13 protein-coding genes are annotated in these 17239 nt (G+C 70.5%); 5 read left to right on the top strand and 8 right to left on the bottom strand.

Features of this window, described 5'->3' with window-relative positions; all coding sequences use genetic code 11:
• Window positions 1-16: 16 nt before the first annotated feature.
• The 4 genes from ACJ8AT_RS09995 to ACJ8AT_RS09980 all read right to left on the bottom strand — a co-directional run bounded on the left by ACJ8AT_RS09995 (window position 17) and on the right by ACJ8AT_RS09980 (window position 6267).
• Window positions 17-1201 carry an acyl-CoA dehydrogenase family protein gene (locus tag ACJ8AT_RS09995; protein WP_407737432.1) on the bottom strand — a complete coding sequence of 395 codons (1185 nt, stop codon included), beginning with the start codon at window positions 1199-1201 and terminating at the stop codon, window positions 17-19.
• A gap of 24 nt (window positions 1202-1225) precedes the next feature.
• A complete protein-coding gene (locus ACJ8AT_RS09990) occupies window positions 1226-2173 on the bottom strand; it encodes a HipA domain-containing protein (protein WP_407737431.1) in 948 nt (315 codons plus the stop codon).
• Window positions 2174-2302: 129 nt separating this feature from the next.
• Complete coding sequence (locus ACJ8AT_RS09985) at window positions 2303-3532, bottom strand: McrC family protein (protein ID WP_407737430.1); 1230 nt, start codon at window positions 3530-3532, stop codon at window positions 2303-2305.
• The gene (locus ACJ8AT_RS09980; protein ID WP_407737429.1) at window positions 3529-6267 is read right to left on the bottom strand and encodes an AAA family ATPase; all 2739 of its coding nucleotides are present in this window, start codon (window positions 6265-6267) and stop codon (window positions 3529-3531) included. The genes ACJ8AT_RS09985 and ACJ8AT_RS09980 overlap by 4 nt, the downstream gene beginning before the upstream one ends.
• A 217-nt stretch (window positions 6268-6484) precedes the next feature.
• Between ACJ8AT_RS09980 and ACJ8AT_RS09975 the strand changes: the two genes are divergently transcribed.
• Window positions 6485-6940: a hypothetical protein gene (locus tag ACJ8AT_RS09975; RefSeq protein ID WP_407737428.1), complete on the top strand. Its 456-nt coding sequence runs from the start codon at window positions 6485-6487 to the stop codon at window positions 6938-6940.
• A 46-nt stretch (window positions 6941-6986) separates the two neighbouring features.
• On the opposite strand, the gene ACJ8AT_RS09970 is transcribed toward ACJ8AT_RS09975, so the two are convergent.
• Window positions 6987-8645 carry a DUF2339 domain-containing protein gene (locus ACJ8AT_RS09970; RefSeq protein WP_407737427.1) on the bottom strand — a complete coding sequence of 553 codons (1659 nt, stop codon included), beginning with the start codon at window positions 8643-8645 and terminating at the stop codon, window positions 6987-6989.
• 120 nt (window positions 8646-8765) lie between these two features.
• Between ACJ8AT_RS09970 and ACJ8AT_RS09965 the strand changes: the two genes are divergently transcribed.
• The 3 genes from ACJ8AT_RS09965 to ACJ8AT_RS09955 all read left to right on the top strand — a co-directional run bounded on the left by ACJ8AT_RS09965 (window position 8766) and on the right by ACJ8AT_RS09955 (window position 13084).
• Entirely contained in the window at window positions 8766-10046 is a 1281-nt protein-coding gene (locus tag ACJ8AT_RS09965; RefSeq protein WP_407737426.1) for a Kelch repeat-containing protein, read from the top strand.
• 119 nt (window positions 10047-10165) lie between these two features.
• Window positions 10166-11557, top strand: coding sequence for a M24 family metallopeptidase (locus ACJ8AT_RS09960; protein ID WP_407737425.1), 1392 nt, complete (start codon window positions 10166-10168; stop codon window positions 11555-11557).
• Between the two features lie 141 nt (window positions 11558-11698).
• On the top strand, window positions 11699-13084 hold the full coding sequence (locus ACJ8AT_RS09955; RefSeq protein ID WP_407737424.1) for a hypothetical protein: 1386 nt from the start codon (window positions 11699-11701) through the stop codon (window positions 13082-13084).
• On the opposite strand, the gene ACJ8AT_RS09950 is transcribed toward ACJ8AT_RS09955, so the two are convergent.
• The 3 genes from ACJ8AT_RS09950 to ACJ8AT_RS09940 all read right to left on the bottom strand — a co-directional run bounded on the left by ACJ8AT_RS09950 (window position 13085) and on the right by ACJ8AT_RS09940 (window position 16576).
• Window positions 13085-14245, bottom strand: coding sequence for a cytochrome-c peroxidase (locus tag ACJ8AT_RS09950; protein ID WP_407737423.1), 1161 nt, complete (start codon window positions 14243-14245; stop codon window positions 13085-13087). It abuts the gene before it with no gap.
• Between the two features lie 158 nt (window positions 14246-14403).
• Entirely contained in the window at window positions 14404-14826 is a 423-nt protein-coding gene (locus ACJ8AT_RS09945; protein ID WP_407737422.1) for a hypothetical protein, read from the bottom strand.
• A 22-nt stretch (window positions 14827-14848) separates the two neighbouring features.
• The gene (locus tag ACJ8AT_RS09940; RefSeq protein WP_407737421.1) at window positions 14849-16576 is read right to left on the bottom strand and encodes a S8 family serine peptidase; all 1728 of its coding nucleotides are present in this window, start codon (window positions 16574-16576) and stop codon (window positions 14849-14851) included.
• A 265-nt stretch (window positions 16577-16841) separates the two neighbouring features.
• Here ACJ8AT_RS09940 and ACJ8AT_RS09935 point away from each other — a divergent pair, with 265 nt between their 5' ends.
• Entirely contained in the window at window positions 16842-17228 is a 387-nt protein-coding gene (locus ACJ8AT_RS09935) for a DUF2750 domain-containing protein (RefSeq protein WP_407737420.1), read from the top strand.
• Window positions 17229-17239 lie beyond the last annotated feature (11 nt).

Raw genomic sequence — 17239 nt, 5'->3', positions numbered from 1 at the left:
GGAGTCATGGGGCTGATCACAGCAGGGAGGTCTCGGTCTCCTGGCCGAGCAGGACGCCGCCGATGGTCTCCAGCGTGGGAGCGGCCACCATGGCGTGATGGGTGGCCACGTGCACGTCCCGGAAGCAGCGCTGCAGCGGGCTGGTGCGGAAGACGGCGGGGCCTCCGGCGGCCTCGTACACCAGGTCCACCACGCGCGCCGAGGCCCGCGTGGCGTGCGTATAGGACAGCCGCAGGTCGGCGCGGGTGCGGACGGTGAGCTCGCCTCGGGCTCCGGCGTCGAAGGCCTGGTGGACGGACTCGTGCAGCAAGGCCCTCGCCGAGCGCAGGAGGGCCTCGGCCTCGGCGACGGTCTGCTGCACGGCGGGCCGGGTGGCCAGCAGCTTGCGGCTCGGGTACATCACCTTCTGCTGGGCCAGGGTGACGAACTCGTCGAGGGCGCGGCGCGCAATCCCCAGGGCCACGGCGGGCAGCCCCACGCCCAGCAGCCCGAAGGCGGGGAAGCCATAGAGCGGGCGAGCCACGCGCGGGCGCTCGGAGACGAGCGAGAGGCTGTACGCCTCGGGGACGAAGAGCTCCTTCACCTCCATGTCGCAGCTGCCCGTGCCGCACAGGCCCGAGGCATGCCAGGTGTCATGGAGCACCGCGTCTCGGGCGGGGAACACGAGCGTGCGCATCTCGGGGATGCCCTTGGGGGACAGGACCGGCTTGCCTCCCTGGGTGATGACCGCGCCTCCCACGAGCCACTGGCAGTTCTGGCTGCCACTGGCCCAGGACCAGCGGCCGGAGATGCGATAGCCGCCCTCCACGCGCTCGGCCCGGCCGATGGGCGCGGCCACGCCGCCGGTGATGGTCTCCTGCGGCTCGAAGATGGCGCGAGCGGTGGCCTCGGGCAGCCAGGCCGAGATCATCGCGGTGGCCGAGCCAATCATGACGCACCAGCCCGTGGAGGCGTCCGCTCGCGAGAGCTCTTCGATGATCTCGATGATCCGCGCGGGGTGCAGCTCGAGGCCGCCGTAGGCCTCGGGGATGAACATGCGGAAGAAGCCGGCCTGGGCCAGCTCCTGGGCGAGATCCGCCGGGAGCCTGCGAGCGGCCTCGATCTCCTCGGAGCGAGCAGCCACACGGGGAGCGAGCTGCTGAGCGGTGGCGAGCAATGAGTGGGCCAGAGAGTTGCCCGAGGAAGCGGTAGGGAGCCTCATGGCGCGGAGCCTACCGCATCCGTTTCATGCGCCAGGAACCTGACGTGCGAGCACTTCGACGGTTTTCCCGCAGGCCCGGTCACGGTGTCCGAAGTACTCATCGTCAATGGCGCCCAGTGACAGCAGCGCGCGTCTTCCTCGGAGGCCCACGCGGTCGAAGCGCTCGACCTCCAGGAAGCGGCGCCCCTCAATGGACAAGGACCGCGAGCTCGCGGCCGGGAGTCCCTCGACACGAAGGGTTTCGAGCGCGAAGCTCTCTGAGGCGAGGAGATCCCTCGACCTCCGGGCGGCTGCACCCTCGTCAGCACCCGAGAACTTCACGAGCACATGGCGGTCTTCCGAATAGGTGGCGAACTTGGGCTGCGCACCGCCCGCGGAGGAGCCTGGCTGCCCTGCCATGGAAGAGCGAGCCAGCGCCGGGTAGTCGCTGGGACGAACGGACGTGGGTGTCTGCGCGAGGAATCGATTCAATGACTCGTCGCCGATGATGAGGTTGCCCGTGCAGTCCTCCCCGCGCCGAGCGAGCGCGATCAGCCGGTGGTCGTCATTCCAATCCGTGATGCGCTGGGGCAGGCCGAGTTCAGGGTACCGAGTGGTGAAGCTCCGGCCGACGTAGCCCTGAGGACTCATGTCGGCTGCGAAGGGAGGCAGGCCCTCGAAGAGCACACCCATCCCCTTCGCTGTTTCCAACCAGTGCCGGCCGTTCGCGAGGAGGTTGAGCTCGCCGTCCCTGTGGACCTTTCCCGACTCATCGACGCGATAGACCGGTAGTTGCGGGCCCAGCGTGGAGAGGGAGCGGGTGGGCGCGTACCGTCGGGCACGTCCCGAGCCCATTCGGCAGACCCGGTCTCCGGCGGCGGAGATGAGCCGGGAGATGGTGGGCTGGGAGACGCCGAGCCGAGTTGCCAGGTCGCTCGTCCGAGCCGAGCCCAATAGACCGAGTTCGGTCAGGAGCTGGTCCACCGAGGCCACGAGCGAACCTCCTCAGGGAGAGATGAATAGCTTCCTGAATAGATAGCTGAATGGATTGGTCAGCGCAAATTGCTGAAACTACCTGACTTTATCCACGCAAAGCGCTGAGGGATGAATAGATACTTTCGGTTACGAGGAGGTTTCCCACATCGGTTGGCTGCTCGCCTTGGAGCTGGGCAGCCACGCCACGAGCCGCTCTGCGGCGGACTCCAGCGCCGTGCTGATCCGGCTCGCGCGCCCCCCGAGCGGCACCTTGATGACGCGCACTTCGCTCGGGCGCCCGAAGGTCTTCAGCCGCAGGGTGCGCTCCTCCGGCACCGCTCCGGGAGCCGGGAGCACGAGCGCTCCTCGGCGCGTGTCGAGGCACGCCAGATAGGTGACGAGCTGCTGGAAGTCCTCCGCGGGCGGCAGCCCTTCCGCGGGGAGCTTGTACTTGGCGTCGATGACGAGGCGCGCACCGCCATGCTCGATGACGAGATCCGGTATGGCGGTGAGCTGGCCCCCTGTATCCAGCGCGAGCGCGCGCTGCGCGTGGCACATCACTCCCCTCGCGCCGGCCACCTTCGCCAAGGCCCGGGTCACGGCGGCCTCGAACAGGGGCGCCAGCCGGATGATGAAGGACGAGAGCGGATGAATCCCCGGAGTGGCCTGGGCGCCAGCGCTCTCCAGGATGAGCCGCGCGAGCCCCAACGCGGGTCCGTACGCCGTGAAGCGGCGATCCGCCGCGAGCATCTTCACCGCCGCGCGCACCTCCGCCAGCGGCTGCACGTCGGTCAGCGTGGAGGCCAGGGCCCTCGCATGGGCCGCGACGCGCGGACCGAAGGCGCTGGAGCGCTCCAACACCCCCAGCGCCGCGAGCAGGACACGGTTCGGCGCGACATCGCTGGTGAACTCGTCGAACCGGCACGAGAGCAGGTGACGGTGCGTGGGAGGCCGGGAGATGTCTCTTCCCACGAGCCACCGTCCGCGCAGCGTCGGGCGCTCTGCCTCCTCCTCGCGGTAGCCACGCACCCAGCCTCCGCGCGCCAGCCGCTCCACCCGGCGAACGAAGAGCGCGCCGAGCAACGAGAGCAGCTCCTCCTCCGCCCCCGAGCCGACCACGTCCTCCCCCCAGCTCACCTCCCTCGCGGCGTAGTCGATCAGCGCGAGCAGGTTGAGCGCCGGCACCTTGGGCTGCACGTGCAGCGTTCCTCCCGGGAGCGCGATCAGCCCCGCCACTCCTTGTGCGCGCAGCCGAAAGCCTCCCACGGAGGGCTCCACGGAGAGTGCCGAACCCAGGTGCGCCTGGGCCTCCAGCACATCCGAGGCCGAGAGGGGCAGCTCGGTCCACTCCCACTCGGTGAGCGTCCACGCCATCATTCAGCCATGTCCACCGCGCCCGGCCGGGCCGCGTCGAAGAGGGCGCGCAGCTCCATCACCACCTGCGGCGAGTCATAGAAGCAGTCTTCCAGCATCGGGCCGATGTCGTGGCGCCAGATGCGCTCGACTCGCGCGGCGTCCAGGTCCTTGTCCATGAAGAACGAGTGGCCCACGCAGAACTCGCGGCCCGGCGAGCGGGCAATCCGCGCGTTCACGGCCTCCAGGCCCTCGACGACCCAGTCACACACGTCCGGCGCCACGTCCCACTTGAGCAGGTTGCGCCGCAGCACCTCCACGTCCGGATCCATCCGCACGAAGTGGAAGCGCCGCCGCAGCGCCACGTCGATCTGCGCGATGGAGCGGTCCGCGCTGTTCATCGTTCCAATCAAGTAGAGGTTGGGAGGCAGCTCGAAGAGATCCCCCGAGCCCGCGAGCCTCACCCGCTCCTCGCGGTACTCCAACAGGTAGAGCAGCTCACCGAAGACGCGCGGCAGGGCGGCGCGGTTGATCTCGTCGATGAGCAGCACGAAGCGCTCGGTGGGCGAGGCCTGGGCCTTCTCCGCCAGCGCCTTGAGGATCCCCGCTCGGTACTCGTAGCGCAGCCCGCCCGGCGCCTGGGGATCCACCTGGGGCCTCAGCCCCTCGACGAAGTCCTCGTACGAGTAGGCGGGGTGGAACTGGACGCGCTCGCAGCGGGCCTCGGAGCCAGCCTGGTAGCGCGCCAGCTCTCGAGCGATGAACGTCTTTCCCGTGCCCGGCGGACCATAGAGGATGAGCTGGTGCCGGTGCTCGAGCAGCGCGCACAGCTCCTCCAGCCGCTCGCGCCGCAGCGAGGTGACGTGCAGGAAGCGCTCGGCCGGATCCAGCTCCTTCGGCGGCTGTTGATCCAACCGGGCCTTGAGCCAGTACAGGAAGCGCCGCATGGCCTGAGTGGCTGGCAGCCCCGCCGAGGGCATGTGAGGCGCCAGCGCCTCGCGGAGCGCATCATTGGAGCGCACCGCCAACATGCCCGGAGAGAGCGAGCCGGGCAGCGGCGGCAACCCGAGCATCTCCATCATCCGCGCCTTCCCGTGGTCTCCCTCGGAGAAGTACACGCCCAGGAAGCGCTCGGGCTGGACGAGCGCCAGGCACTTCATCAGTACGCCCTCGCTCAGCCCCGGCACGTACGCGGCGCCGCTCTTGTCGAGCGCTCGGTCCAGGCGCTGCTCCTCCCGCCCCTCGCCGTACAGCACGTCGCGCAGCGTGGCGCGGAAGCGGCCCAGGTCCTCCTCGCTGGCCTCCAGGAAGAAGCGATTGAGGCGGGCCACGGACCCCGTCGAGCCCAGCACCCCAAGCTGGAACACGGGCCGGAAGTCCTCGGGCGTGAGCCGATCCAGCGCCTCCTTCGCCAGCAGCCGGGCCCAGGCCTCGCGCTGCTGCGCGTCCCGTGAGTCCGTCTCATCCGGGTAGCCCGAGGTTCGTCGCCACTCGTCCACCCACGCCGCCAGATCCAGCACGCGCGGAACCTGGGGCGTGGATGGCTCGAGCCCCGTGGCCTCGGGGGGCAGGTACGGCGCGAGCACCTCGCGCACCTCGGGGTTGCGATCGCAGACGAGCCGCGCGAGGTGGGGCAGCTCATCGGCGCGGATGGGCAGCACCATCCCGCTGCGCGGCGAGGCCATCATCATCCCCGAGAGCGTCGAGTGCGCCTGGATGGCCGCGAGCGGAATCGGCTGAGAGAGCACGTCGGTGAGGAACTCCACCTCGAAGCGGGTCTCCTCGCCGACCGGCACGGGCGCGGCCACGAGCCGGCCCAGCCCCAGCACCTCGCGCACGGGGCTGGCCTGATAGAGGAAGACCAGGTCCCCGGGCTCGGCATCCTGGAGCCACTCGCGCGAGCTGCGCTGGGTGGCCGTCCACACGCTGCGCCGGCCGCGCCGCAGCTCGGTGCGCAGGTTGCGCCGCGAGAGCATGTTGCGGACGACCCATGCCCCCACCTCCTCCTCGGGCTCGCCGCCCACGTCATCCGCCGGTGGCCCCTCCTCCAGCTCCTCCACCTTCTTCCGAGCCAGGTAGCCCCCCAGCTTCCGGTCACAGAGCCAGTGGCAGAAGGCGTCGAAGTGGTCGGCGTCCTGGATGCCCAGCGGCTTGAGGCGCTCGAGCACGGAGCGCAGCGTGGTGTTGGCCTCCAGGTACTCTTCGATGGCCACGCTCACCTCGCGGGGCTCGCCCCACAGCGCGAGGCAGAAGTTGCCCGCGCGGCGGCTCTTGGCGTTGACGACGAGGTACAAGTCCGGCCGCAGGCAGTGCAGCGCCGGGCTGAGGAACCCCGAGCGGAAGCCCTTCGACAGCGCCGAGGCGGCGAACGCATCCAGGGCGGCCTGCTGGGGGCTTCGCTCCAGCGCTCGGAGCAGGCGCAGGAGGTTGCCGGCGATGTCCCGCCACGCCGCCGCGTCCGGGACCCAGCCCACGTTCTGGAACCACAGCTTGATCTCGCGGTTGATGACAGCCCACTGCGCGGTCCACGCCCCGCGCTGGCGGTTGAACGGAGTGTCGCGGTGGGGCAGCAGCTTCATCAGCACCCGCTCCGTCACGTCCTCGCCCGCGTCGGCCCGGCGGCAGAGGTCCTCGAAGGCGGAGCGAGCGAAGGCGGCATCCACGGCGTAGCGGGCGAGGTGGGCCTGCCCCACCGGCTGGTGGACGAAGCGCTGGAGGAACTGGGCGACGAGCTCGGGCAGGGGCGGCAGGACGTTCACGCGAAACCAGCCAGGTAGGGTGCCATGCACACTACCCACCGGCGGGCCGCGGGGCCAGGTTTTCCGCGCTCGGGCCGCCTGCCAGGTGGGGCCCGGGCCGGGCGACATTCCGGGTCCGAGGCCCTCCATTTCACGGCCTGTGTGCTCCCTTTCCTGGAGGGCGGCACTCGACTAGCTTGCGCCGCCCTTTCGGACACCCCTTCACGAGGAAACGACGATGCCCAGGATTCCCCAGGCCCAGATCGAGGAGCGCAACACGTTCCTGCTCGAGCTCATCCGCAACCAGCCGGACATCTCCCGCCAGGAGGCGCAGGAGCGCTTCGAGGAGAAGTTCGACGCCACACTCAACCCGAAGACGTTCCAGCAGCTCCGCGAGCAGGTGGAGCAAGATCGTCCGGCTCCGGCCGCCGCCGAAGAGCCCTCGCAGGAGGACAACGACTCCAAGCCGTCCAACGGCGCCTCCGAGGCCACCGCTGGCAATGGGGCGGCCTCCCAGCCCGCCAAGGCCAAGGTCAAGGCCAAGGGCGCCAAGAACCTCTTCGTGGAGGCGCCCAAGGAGCAGCTCGTGTTCCTGGAGCAGATTGTCCAGCAGCTCCAGGCGGCCGGCGCCTCCAACGTCCGCATCGACCACTCCACGGATCGCTGGATGGTCCTGGTGGTGGACGCGAAGTAGTCCGCGCCCAGAACATATAGAGGTGGGAACTACAGCTCGAGACGGATCACCCCTTGCGGTGGCGCACGCGGGTGTACGTGTACGAGATGATCAGCAGGATCACCCCGAGCAGGATGAAGGTGATGATGCGCTGATTGGTGGGCAGCTTCGCCAGATCCACGATGAGCAACCGCCCGAGCGCCAGCGCCAGCACGCCCAGTCCGGCGAGCCGGTACCGGCGCTCGCTCAGGGCAAAGCCCACGGCGAACATGCCGAACGCCGCCACCACCCACCCGAGCGTCGTGAGCCCCTGAGGCATCCACTCCCCCACGAGCCACACCATCGCGAGCGCCGCGCCACCCGTGCACAGCGCCCGGAGCACGCCCTGCGCCTGGAGCGTGTCCGGTGGAGGCAGCCAGTCCGCTCGGAGCTCGCCTGCACGCTCGACCAGCAGGAAGCACGCGAAGGCCACCGCGTCGAGAACCGGAGGGCTGTCCACGATGAACCCCGTGGCCCCAAGCCCCACGAACAGGATGCCCACGCCCACCCAGCGCAGGATGGGCGAGGCGGTGGCTCGCGCGGACAGCCCCGTCACGAGGCCCGTCACCAGCCACGAGGCGGCCAGCGCCGCGCCGCTGTAGTGCGCAAGCATCGCCAGGGCGAGGGTGAGGGCGCCCAGCGACAGGTAGGCATGGAACAGCATCGCCGGGGCCTGCCGCCACCGGGCCACCGCCGCCGCGGCTCCGTGCGCCACCGCCGCCACGAGGATGAAGGTGAACAGGTCCGGTCTGCTGCGGCGCTCCACCTCATAGGCCCCGAGCCCCACCAGCCCCACCCAGTTGAGCAGGGCGAAGCAGAGGCTGGCCCGGACGGACAGCTCCTTCGGCCGGGCGAGCAAGGCCACCGAGAAGAGCAGGAAGTAGACGGCCAGGAAGCCCAGGCTGAGCAGGAGCCGCTCGGGATTGGGTGTGCCCGGCGGCACCCCGTCACCGCGCAGCGCCCAGTTGACGTGCGTGCTGTAGACGGCGACGAGGCTCGACAGGGGCACGATGACCCAGCGGTTCTTCACCAGGAAGAAGAGCGCGCCAGCCGCCAGCAGCGTGGTGGACATCAGCGTGAACGACGTGATGTCGCTGAGCATCCCCGTGTGCAGCCCGAGGAACAGGGCGATGCCCGCCACCGTCTCCGAGTGCATCCGGTGGGCGATGACCACGATGCCCACCACGAGCCCCGCCAGCAGCACCAGCGCGAGCGCCTCGCTGTCGATCACCCGCACCGAGGGAATGAAGTGCAGCGCGTAGGTGACGAAGTACGCCAGCGCCAGCCCGCCCCCGAAGACGATGCGGCCGAAGAGGGAGTAGCGCTTCGACAACCAGAGCCCGAACGCGCCGAGCCCCGCGCTCAGCAGGTAGCCCAGCACCACCCGCACGAACACTCCCAGCTCTCCGAAGTGGTAGGTGATCAGGTACGCGATGCCGGTGATCAACGCCACGATGCCAACCCGGCTCAGCCAGTACGTGCCGAGGTGCGCCTCCAGATCCTCGCGCTCGCGTGGCGCCGGTAAGACGGTGGCCGCCGGAGGCGCGGCCGTCGCGGGCCCGGACGTGGGGGCCGCGGAGACTCCCTGCGCCTCCAATTGCTGGAGCCGATCCTCCAGCGACGCGACGAGCGTCTCCAGCCGCTGCACCCGCGCTCGAAGCTCCTGATCCCCATCCTCTGCGCTCATGTGCGCGTGCGTCCTCGTGTGTCGTCCCAACCGTCGGGAATCACTCAAGAGTTAACGGGAAAGCATGTCAGACCGTCAGGCTACTCAGACCCCCCTCGACGTATCGCGGCAGGTGGGGTCATGCATCGGTTTTCGAAATCCTTCATCGCAGCCATTCTCTTCACGGCGGTGTTCTCCTGCAGCTCCGGCCCCGCGGCCGACGAGCCAGTCTCCGGGCAGGTGGGACAGGCGCTGTCCACGCCTCGGCGGTTGTTGCCTTTCGTGCAGCTGGCCGACGGGCGCGTGCTCGCGGCGGGAGGCCATGATGGCACCCGCACCCTCTCTTCCTCCGAGCTGTTCGAGCCGGCCACCGGCCTGTGGACCGTCACCGGCTCGCTCAAGGTGGCGCGGCGCAACCACGCGGCGGTGACGCTGGCGGACGGGCGCGTGCTGGGGGTGGGCGGCTCGCCTCAGCAGCTCATCGGCGCGCTGTCGAGCGCCGAGCTCTTTGAGCCGGCCACGGGCGAGTGGAAGCTCGTGGCGCCCATGACGATGCCGCGCGTCGATCCGACGGCCGTGCTGCTGGCGGATGGACGGGTGCTGGTGGTGGGCGGCGCGGACGTGGATCGGCGCCAGCTCCGCTCGGCCGAGCTGTTCGATCCGGCCACGGGCACGTGGACTCCCACGGAGGCTCCGGGCTGGGGCCACGGTGGCGCGCAGGCGGCGGTGGTGCTGGCGGATGGGCGGGCGCTCTTCGTGAGCGGCATGCAGGCGGAGCTGTACGAGCCGTCGACGGGCCACTGGACGAAGGCTGGGTCCGTGGGGGGCGCGGCGGGCACGCACCGCTCGGACCACACCGTGACGCGGCTGGCGGATGGGCGGGTGCTGGTGGTGGGCGGCAGCACCTCTCGCGCGGCGGAGACGGCGGAGCTGTTCGATCCGGCCACGGACACGTGGACGCTCGTGGCTCCTCCACACATGCCGCGCGAGAGCCACGGCGCGGTCCTCACCGAGGACGGCGCGGTGCTGGTGGTGGGGGGCTACCACGGCTCCTCGGGGACGCTCGCCTCGGCCGAGCGCTTTGATCCAGCCACGGGCACATGGAGCATGGTGACGGCGCTCCAGGTGCCGCGTCGCGGGGGCGGGGTGGTCCGGCTGCCGGGCGGCGAGGTGCTGCTGGTGGGCGGGTTCAACGATGCCGGCGGGACACTCGCCAGCGTCGAGCGGTACGTGCCGGGGCGCGCTTGTGTTCCGGCGACGTGCGCGGCGCAGGGCGGGGCGTGCGGCGTGGTGCCGGACGGGTGCGGTGGGTTGCTCGACTGCGGCCCGTGTGACGGGGGCCCGCAGTGCGCCCCGGAGGGCTGTGCCGCGGGAGCCCAGGCGGATGCCTCAGTGCTCTCCCGCGGGCCCGTCGAGCGGTAGGCGCTGAGTGGCACCGGGTGGTGCGAGGGCGCTCGGGGAGCGGCGGTAGGCGGCTCCTCGGGCGCCCTTTGCTCTCTTGGCCACGCCCGGCGCTTGTGGCCGTGACATGCTGCGCGGCCATGCGTACGCCTTTGTCCGTCCTCCTCGCGTCCCTATGGGTGGCCTCTGCCTGCGCCACGACTGGCGCGCAGCCTCCCACCTCCTCCGAGCACGCCGCGCCGGAGCACCCCTTCGGCACGCTCCGCGCCCAGGCCGATCGCCAGCAGGCGTGGCTGAAGGAGCGGCTCGAGGTGGCGCTGCCCAAGCTGATGCGCCAGTACGGCGTGGAGATGTGGGTGGTGCCCATGCGCGAGTACAACGAGGATCCTGTCTTCAAGGCGCTCGTCTCCGCCAAGGCGTACTCGGCGCGGCGCCGCACCATCTTCGTGTTCCATGACATGGGCCCGGACAAGGGCGTGGTGCGCCTCACGCTCGGAGGCGGCACCCAGGGCGGCATGTATGAGCAACGGCGTATGACGCAGCCGGGGGCCACCGTTGCCGGACAGCGGGCCATCGAGCCGTGGGGGCCGGACCAGTGGCAGATGCTCAAGCAGGTGCTCGAGGAGCGTCAGCCGAAGTCCATCGCCATCAACGTCTCGCGCGTCTTCGCGTTCGGCGACGGGCTCACCCATGGCGAGTACGAGGGAATGACCGAGGCCCTGGGCCCCGAGTGGACCGCGCGCCTCAAGCCCTCCGGGGGCCTGCCGGTGGATCTGCTGGCGTGGCGCAACGAGGACGAGGGCCGCTTCTTCGAGGACGAGACGAAGCTCGCGTGGAACATCATCGACACGGCGTTCTCCAGCGCGGTCATCACCCCCGGCGTCACCCATGTCCGGGACGTGGAGTGGTGGATGCGCCAGCGGCTGAGTGACTTGGGCGTGGACACGTGGTTCCCGCCCGAGGTGGATGTGCAGCGGCAGGGCGTCACGGAGGAGCAGCTCGGAGAGGACCCGGTCATCCAGCGCGGAGACGTGCTGCACTGTGACTTCGGCGTCACCGCGATGCGGTTGAACACCGACACGCAGCACCTGGGCTACGTGCTGCGTGAGGGAGAGACGGATGTGCCCGAGGGCCTGAAGAAGGCCCTGGCCCAGTCCAACCGGTTGCAGGATCTGGTGCTGGAGGAGCTACGGCCGGGCCGCACGGGCAACGAGGTGCTGCGCACGGTGCTCGGGCGGATGCGGCAGGAGAACATCAACGGCAGCGTCTACTCGCACCCCGTGGGGCTCAACGGGCACGGCGCCGGCTCCATCATCGGCCTGTGGGACCGGCAGGAGGGTGTGCCGGGCAATGGCGACCACACCCTCATCCCGAGCATGTGGTACTCGGTGGAGCTGCAGGCGACCTCGCCGGTGCCGGAGTGGGGCGGACAGCCCGTGCGCTCGGCCCAGGAGGAGGACGTCATCATCGGCCCGGAGGGCAAGGTGCGCTGGGCGTACCAGCGGCAGACCGCCTTCCACCTGGTTCGCTGAGGCCGCTCTCAGCTCGCGCGCCGCTGCCGCTCTGGGAGCGGTGCGCGCCTGCCGCTCCCGGTGCCTTTGCGGGCACTACGCTTTACGTGGCGTTCGGGTAGCACTACCCTATGGGTGGGTAGTGTTTCCCCCGGCACGGGCATGAGCGGCCAAGAGCGACTCGATGAGACCCGGCGCGAGCCTGAACTCGCGGACTCCTCCGCGGAGGAGTTCCTCCACCGCCTGCGCCAGTGCGGCGTGAGCGTGGACCTGGAGCGCCTCGAGCGTGCTGGGGGGCTAGCCGAAGCCCTGGCCCTGGCGGCTGCGGGCGTGAGGCGGGCCAGGCTCCGGGGCACCTCGGCCTCCGGGCTCGTCCAACAGGTGCTCGAGCTGTGGCGGCGCGTCGGCTCGCGGCCCCAGGGCTCTACGCGGGAGCAAGCCGCTACCGGACTGCCTCGCGGCTTTCACGAGGGCTTCACGAGCGTGCCCCTGGAGCTTCGGCTCGCGCTGGCCCGGGAGGTCGCCGCGGATCCTCGCTTCGACGCGGAGGATGCGCTGGAGCTGGGCCGCGGGCTCCGGGGCCTGCTCCGAGAGAGCGGGCGCCAGGCCGAGCTGGAAGAGGTCCTCGCCGCCTGGGAGACCCACGCTCCCGACGCCTACCGCGCCGAGCCGGCGGTGCTCAGCTGGCGCGTGGAGTGTGCCCTGCAGCGCCCCGGCGCGGACGTCCATGGCGCCCTGCTCGGGCTGGCCGCGTGGAGGGGGCACCTCGTTCCCCTGCTGAAGCTCGCCGAGTGGTGTCTCTACCGGGGGCGGGTGGAGGCGGCGCTCGCGGGGCTCACCACCGCGTGGCCGGGCGTGCGCGACAGCCCCCGGCTCTTCGGCTGGGACATCGAGAACTTCGCCCAGCGCGCCGTCTTCACCACCCTGGACGCGGCGCTGCTGCGAGAGCCCGCCCCCAGCGAGCACTGGCTGCGCGAGCAGCTCGAGCCTTTGGGTGACTTGGAGCCGGGCTGGCTCGAGCGCGCTCAGGCCAGCCGCTCCGGCAGCGGGACGTGGAGCGGCACTCCCGAGCAGTGGGCCCAGCTCTCCCCGCGGCAGCTCCAGCTCGAGCAGCAGGCGCTGGTGATGGCCTTCGAGCGCGAGCTGCTCCTGCGCTACGACTGGCCGCTGGGGCGCACTCAACTGCTGCACCCGTGGCTCCTGGTGATGTTGCCCGAGGTGCCTCGGGGCCTGCGCGCCCTTCAGGAGCCCTCGCGCGAGCCCGCCGCGCTGCTGCTCCCCGCCGAGTGGGTGCTCGAGGAGTGGGCTCGCTCCGGCTCCGACAGCCGCTACCGCCACCCGCATGCGGAGGCGGCCGTCGCCGCGGCCCTGCTGCCCTGGGGGCACTTCCTGCGCCGGCTCGGCCTCATCAGCGCGCCGGAGCATGCCGCCTGGCGCGTCTGCGTCACCCGGGCGCTCGCGCGGCTGCCCGAGCACTTCTCCTCCGCGGATGACCCGGCGCTCGCGCTTGAGGTGCGCCGGGCCCTCCGCGGCGGGGGAGGCGGCTGATCAGGGCGTGCCCGTCATCGACTCGAGCAGCTTCACCAGCGCCGCCTTCTCCTCCGGCTTGAGGTCCAGCTTCTTGATGGTCTGGGTCCGCACGCCCGCGAACGTGCCCGCCTCGTCGCCACCCTTGTTGTAGAACTCGACGACGTCCTCCAGCGTCTTGAACTCGCCGGTGTGCATGTACGGCGCCGTCAGCGCGACGTTGCGCAGCGAGGGCGTCTTGTAGGCCCCCTCCATCGCCGGGCGCTTCTCCCCCAGCGTCGAGCGCACCCCCTCCAGCCGCTCCGCGTCCTGCCCGTTCCGGTTGTCGCTGAAGGGGCCCGCCGCGTTGTATTCCCAGTTCAGGATGAAGTCGATCTTCGCCTGCTGCCCCGCCGCGCTGTCGCTGGAGTCCGCCACGCCCAGGTTGTGGAAGAGGCCGTCGCTCATCGTCACGCCCTGGTGGCAGGCGATGCACTGGCCATTGCGGAAGAACGTCTTCAGCCCCAGGTAGGCCGGATCCTGCTCCTCCGTGCCCGCATCCACCGCCGCCAGGAAGCGCTTCACGTCCTCGTCGAAGGGCGAGTCCAGCCGCTTCACCGTCCGCTCGTAGGCCTGCATCAGCTTGCCCACGTTGGCCAGCACCTCCGGGTCCGGCGTGTCATCCGGCGTCTTGTTGAACAGCTCCGTGTAGTCGGCCATGTACGTGGCGTTGAGCTGCGCGCGGAGGATGGCGGGGTTGGAGTTCATCTCCACCTCGCTCGTCATCGGCAGGATGGCCTGGTTCCACAGCCGGTCCGCGCGCCCGTCCCACATGAACCAGCGCAGGTAGTCCACGTTGAGGATGGTGGGCGGGTTGCGGCCCGTCACTCCGCCATTGCAGCCGTCCGCCTTGGCCTTGGCCACCGTGCGTCCGTCCCCGTCATGGCAGCTCGAGCATGACACCGTGCCGCAGCTCGACAGCTTCGGATCATGGAAGAGCCGGTTGCCCAGCGAGGACGCCATCGGATTATCCGCGAGCCGGTTGGTGGTGTCCGCCGGCGGGTGGCGCGGCATGGTGTGCAGCTGGTTCAGCTTGTCCATCTCATCGAGCGAGGGGAACGGGGCCTCATTCCCACAAGCGCTGGCCAGCAGGCCCACCACAAGCAATGAGGCCGGGAGGGCGCTCAGGCGATTCGCGTTCATAGCAGCAGGTGCTCCTTGGACAAGGGCAGCGGACGGGTGAGAGAGCCTTGTCAGCTGGAGCACATTGCCGTGCTTGGGGCCGCGGAATCAATCCATCCTCACGGGAGCCATGCGGCGAGCAAGCAAGCAGGCTCGAATCATGGCCCCTGTATGGAGAGCTAGCCGCATGTGGCGCGGTAGTCCCGCGTGGCCGTCTCGTAGTCGTGCAGCTTCAACGTCCCAGGCCTCGGGCTGAGTGTGAGGGGGTGCCCGTTCTCACAGCGCCAGTCGCTGCCAGGGTTTACCTCGAGCCGCAGCTCCGCCTCGCTCGGGAGGTTGGAGACTACATACAGACAGCGCTCCCGGCTGGGCTTCACCATGACGCTGCCCAGCAAACGCGCGGGCTCGCTGGCGTGGGCCACACGAATACTCACTCCGGCACAGGAGGTGGTCCCTTGTCGCACCGCGCTCGCGGGAGGCACCACGACGCCGGTGAGGCTGGCATTGCCTTCCCGCTCCAGGCGCCGCGTCCCCGAGCCCGAGGCACAACCCGAAGAGGCGAGGGCGAGGAGGGTGGCGAGGGTGAGGCCTGGCTTGATCATGCCCCCTTCTAACCTGCCTGCCTCAGCGCTTCAGCGCCTCAATGGCGGCGGAGGCCTGCACCAGCCCGTAGCCGGTGTCCCAGTCCAGGCCCGGCTCGCCCAGATCCTTCGCGGTGCTCTCGAGCAGCTCCCTCACCTGGGCCGCGGTGAGCGAGGGCCGCTTGCTCCAGACGAGGGCCGCCACCCCCGAGACGTGCGGGGCCGCCATGGAGGTGCCCGAGGCCAGCGCGTAGTCCGTCTTGTGCAGCTTCACGTGCACGTTGAGGCCCGCCATCCGCCGCATGGCCAGGCCCACGTCGTGGCTCACCAGGACGCCTGGAATCCAGTGCCCCCGCCGGCCAATGGAGAGATCTCCCTGCGCGCCCTCCCGCTCCAGGTCCCCGACGATGATGGCGCGAGCGCCCTGCTTCATCACGTTGGAGAGCTGCGTCGGCAGCGGCACCCGGTCGCTGCGGTCCACGTAGGCCACGAAGCCGTCACAGGTGGCCTTGGGACACGAGCTGAGCGAGTCTCCGTCGCCACAGTCCACCAGCTTGCCGGACTGCTGGCCCGCGGGCGCCAGGTACAGCGGGCGCGAGGCGTAGTGGATGTCTCCCACCTCCACCTGGGAGATGGTGCCCTGCTCGCGGATGACGGTGGAGAGCACGGACACCCCCGGGGCCATCAGCGACAGGTTCCACCCGCGCGCGGAGAACGGCGCGCGGCGCATCGATTGATCCACCGCTCCCACCGCCAGCACCGAGGGATAGGCGGCCGGGTAGTCCAGCGGTCCGCCACTGTTGCCCGCGGCGGCGACGATGAGCATGCCGTGATCAGCCGCGACCTTGAACGCCTCGCGCTCGATGCGGCTGCCCGTGCCTCCTCCCAGGGACAGCGAGGCGATCTGCGCCCCCTGCTGCTGGCACCACTCGAGCCCCGCGATGATGTCGCTGGCCCAGGCGATGCCCTCGACGCCAATCACCCGGGCAATCAGCAGCCGGGCGCCCGGGGCCACGCCCACCACGCCGTTGCGGTCCATGTCGGGGCTGACGTTGGCGCCGCCCGAGCCGAGCTGCGCGGCGATGATGCCCGCCACGTGCGTGCCGTGGCCTTCACCCCAGCCCTCCACGCTCCGGTCCCACGGCAGCCCGTCCCCATCCACGAAGTCCTTGCCGCCCACCAGGGCCGCCTTCAGCTCCGGGTGATCCAGATCAATGCCGCTGTCGATGAGGCACACCTGGATGCCCTCGCCAATGGGCGCATCCGCGTCCAGCACGCCCAGCTGGCTCTTGTCCCAGACCCAGGGGGCTCCCACCATGTGCAGGCCCGGCGTGTACTCGCGAGGGCTGCCTTGCCGCACCGCCGGCTGCGCCGCCCAGGGGCTGGCGGGAGCCGTCACGCCGAGCGAGCTCCGGGGCGAGTCCGGCTCGATGAACTCCACGTCCGGATCCGCGGCCAGCTCGGCGCGCTCGTCGGGAGTCAGCCGCGCGACGACCACCGGCTGGCTGCGCAGCACCCGGAGCACGTTGCTGCCCAGGCTCGACACGCGCGAGGCGCTCACGCCCTGCGCATCCCGGTAGCGGATGAGGAAGCGCTGACGGCCGTCCGTGAGCGCGCTCGTGCGCGAGCTCAGCGCCTGGGCGGACTCAACGCCCGGCTCGGCTCCCGCCACCACGCCCGGGCACTCCAGCGCCTGTGAGCGGGTGTCTTCATCCGCCCCACCGCAGGCCACGAGTGCCAGCACCCCGAGGAGTCCCCAGCGCGTCTTCATGAACGATCTCCAAATGTGGGCCCTCGGGACGGGAGCGAGCACAGGGGCACTTCCGTCGCGCGGGTCAGCCGCACACAGGAAGTGCATCGCATCCGGCTCTGACAACGGTGTGGAGACCGCGGACGTATCGGAGGTATGCCGGTGCACAGGCGTTCTGTTGTCGCCGTGAAGTCCGCAGTGGACGAGAGTGTCGCTGGCGCTCGCCGGCAGGTGGGCGCACGTCAGTCCCGGGCGCTAGCGTGCGCTCAGTGAGGGAGGCGGAAGGATGACGCAGGAGATGTCCGACGATCGGCTCCAAGCCGTCCTGGAGCTGCCTCCTTCCCGGCGCCATGCGTGGTTCCTCCAGCGGGTGCGCGAGGCGGGCGAGGTGTGGGGGCTGTACGCGGAGGGCTGGGCGCTGGCCTTCGATGACGAGGGCCGGGACGTGCTGCCGCTGTGGCCCACGGCGACCTCCGCCCGGCTGTGCGCCACGCGCCTGTGGGAGGGCTTCGAGCCGCGCCGCATCCCGCTGCCGGAGCTGGTGGAGGAGCTGTTGCCGGAGCTGGCCCAGGAGGGCATCCCCGTGGGTGTCTTCTTCACGCCCAAGGGCGAGGGCTTGCCGGTGACAGCGGCGGAGCTGCGCACGCAGCTGCTGGGGGGGGCGAGCGCCTGAGGCCGCCTGCC

This window comes from Hyalangium sp. (assembly GCF_045802625.1).
Lineage (GTDB): Bacteria > Myxococcota > Myxococcia > Myxococcales > Myxococcaceae > Hyalangium.
Note: the sequence above shows the minus strand (reverse complement) of the source record. Positions and strands in the feature narration are given on the sequence as shown.

Bases quoted from the DNA above. Each gene is read 5' to 3' on its own strand.
- ACJ8AT_RS09945 (WP_407737422.1), bottom strand. From the start codon at position 14,826: ATGATCAAGCCAGGCCTCACCCTCGCCACCCTCCTCGCCCTCGCCTCT.
- ACJ8AT_RS09985 (WP_407737430.1), bottom strand. From the start codon at position 3,532: ATGATGGCGTGGACGCTCACCGAGTGGGAGTGGACCGAGCTGCCCCTC.
- ACJ8AT_RS09995 (WP_407737432.1), bottom strand. From the start codon at position 1,201: ATGAGGCTCCCTACCGCTTCCTCGGGCAACTCTCTGGCCCACTCATTG.
- ACJ8AT_RS09975 (WP_407737428.1), top strand. From the start codon at position 6,485: ATGCCCAGGATTCCCCAGGCCCAGATCGAGGAGCGCAACACGTTCCTG.
- ACJ8AT_RS09950 (WP_407737423.1), bottom strand. From the start codon at position 14,245: ATGAACGCGAATCGCCTGAGCGCCCTCCCGGCCTCATTGCTTGTGGTG.
- ACJ8AT_RS09955 (WP_407737424.1), top strand. From the start codon at position 11,699: ATGAGCGGCCAAGAGCGACTCGATGAGACCCGGCGCGAGCCTGAACTC.
- ACJ8AT_RS09935 (WP_407737420.1), top strand. From the start codon at position 16,842: ATGACGCAGGAGATGTCCGACGATCGGCTCCAAGCCGTCCTGGAGCTG.
- ACJ8AT_RS09960 (WP_407737425.1), top strand. From the start codon at position 10,166: ATGCGTACGCCTTTGTCCGTCCTCCTCGCGTCCCTATGGGTGGCCTCT.
- ACJ8AT_RS09940 (WP_407737421.1), bottom strand. From the start codon at position 16,576: ATGAAGACGCGCTGGGGACTCCTCGGGGTGCTGGCACTCGTGGCCTGC.
- ACJ8AT_RS09965 (WP_407737426.1), top strand. From the start codon at position 8,766: ATGCATCGGTTTTCGAAATCCTTCATCGCAGCCATTCTCTTCACGGCG.
- ACJ8AT_RS09970 (WP_407737427.1), bottom strand. From the start codon at position 8,645: ATGAGCGCAGAGGATGGGGATCAGGAGCTTCGAGCGCGGGTGCAGCGG.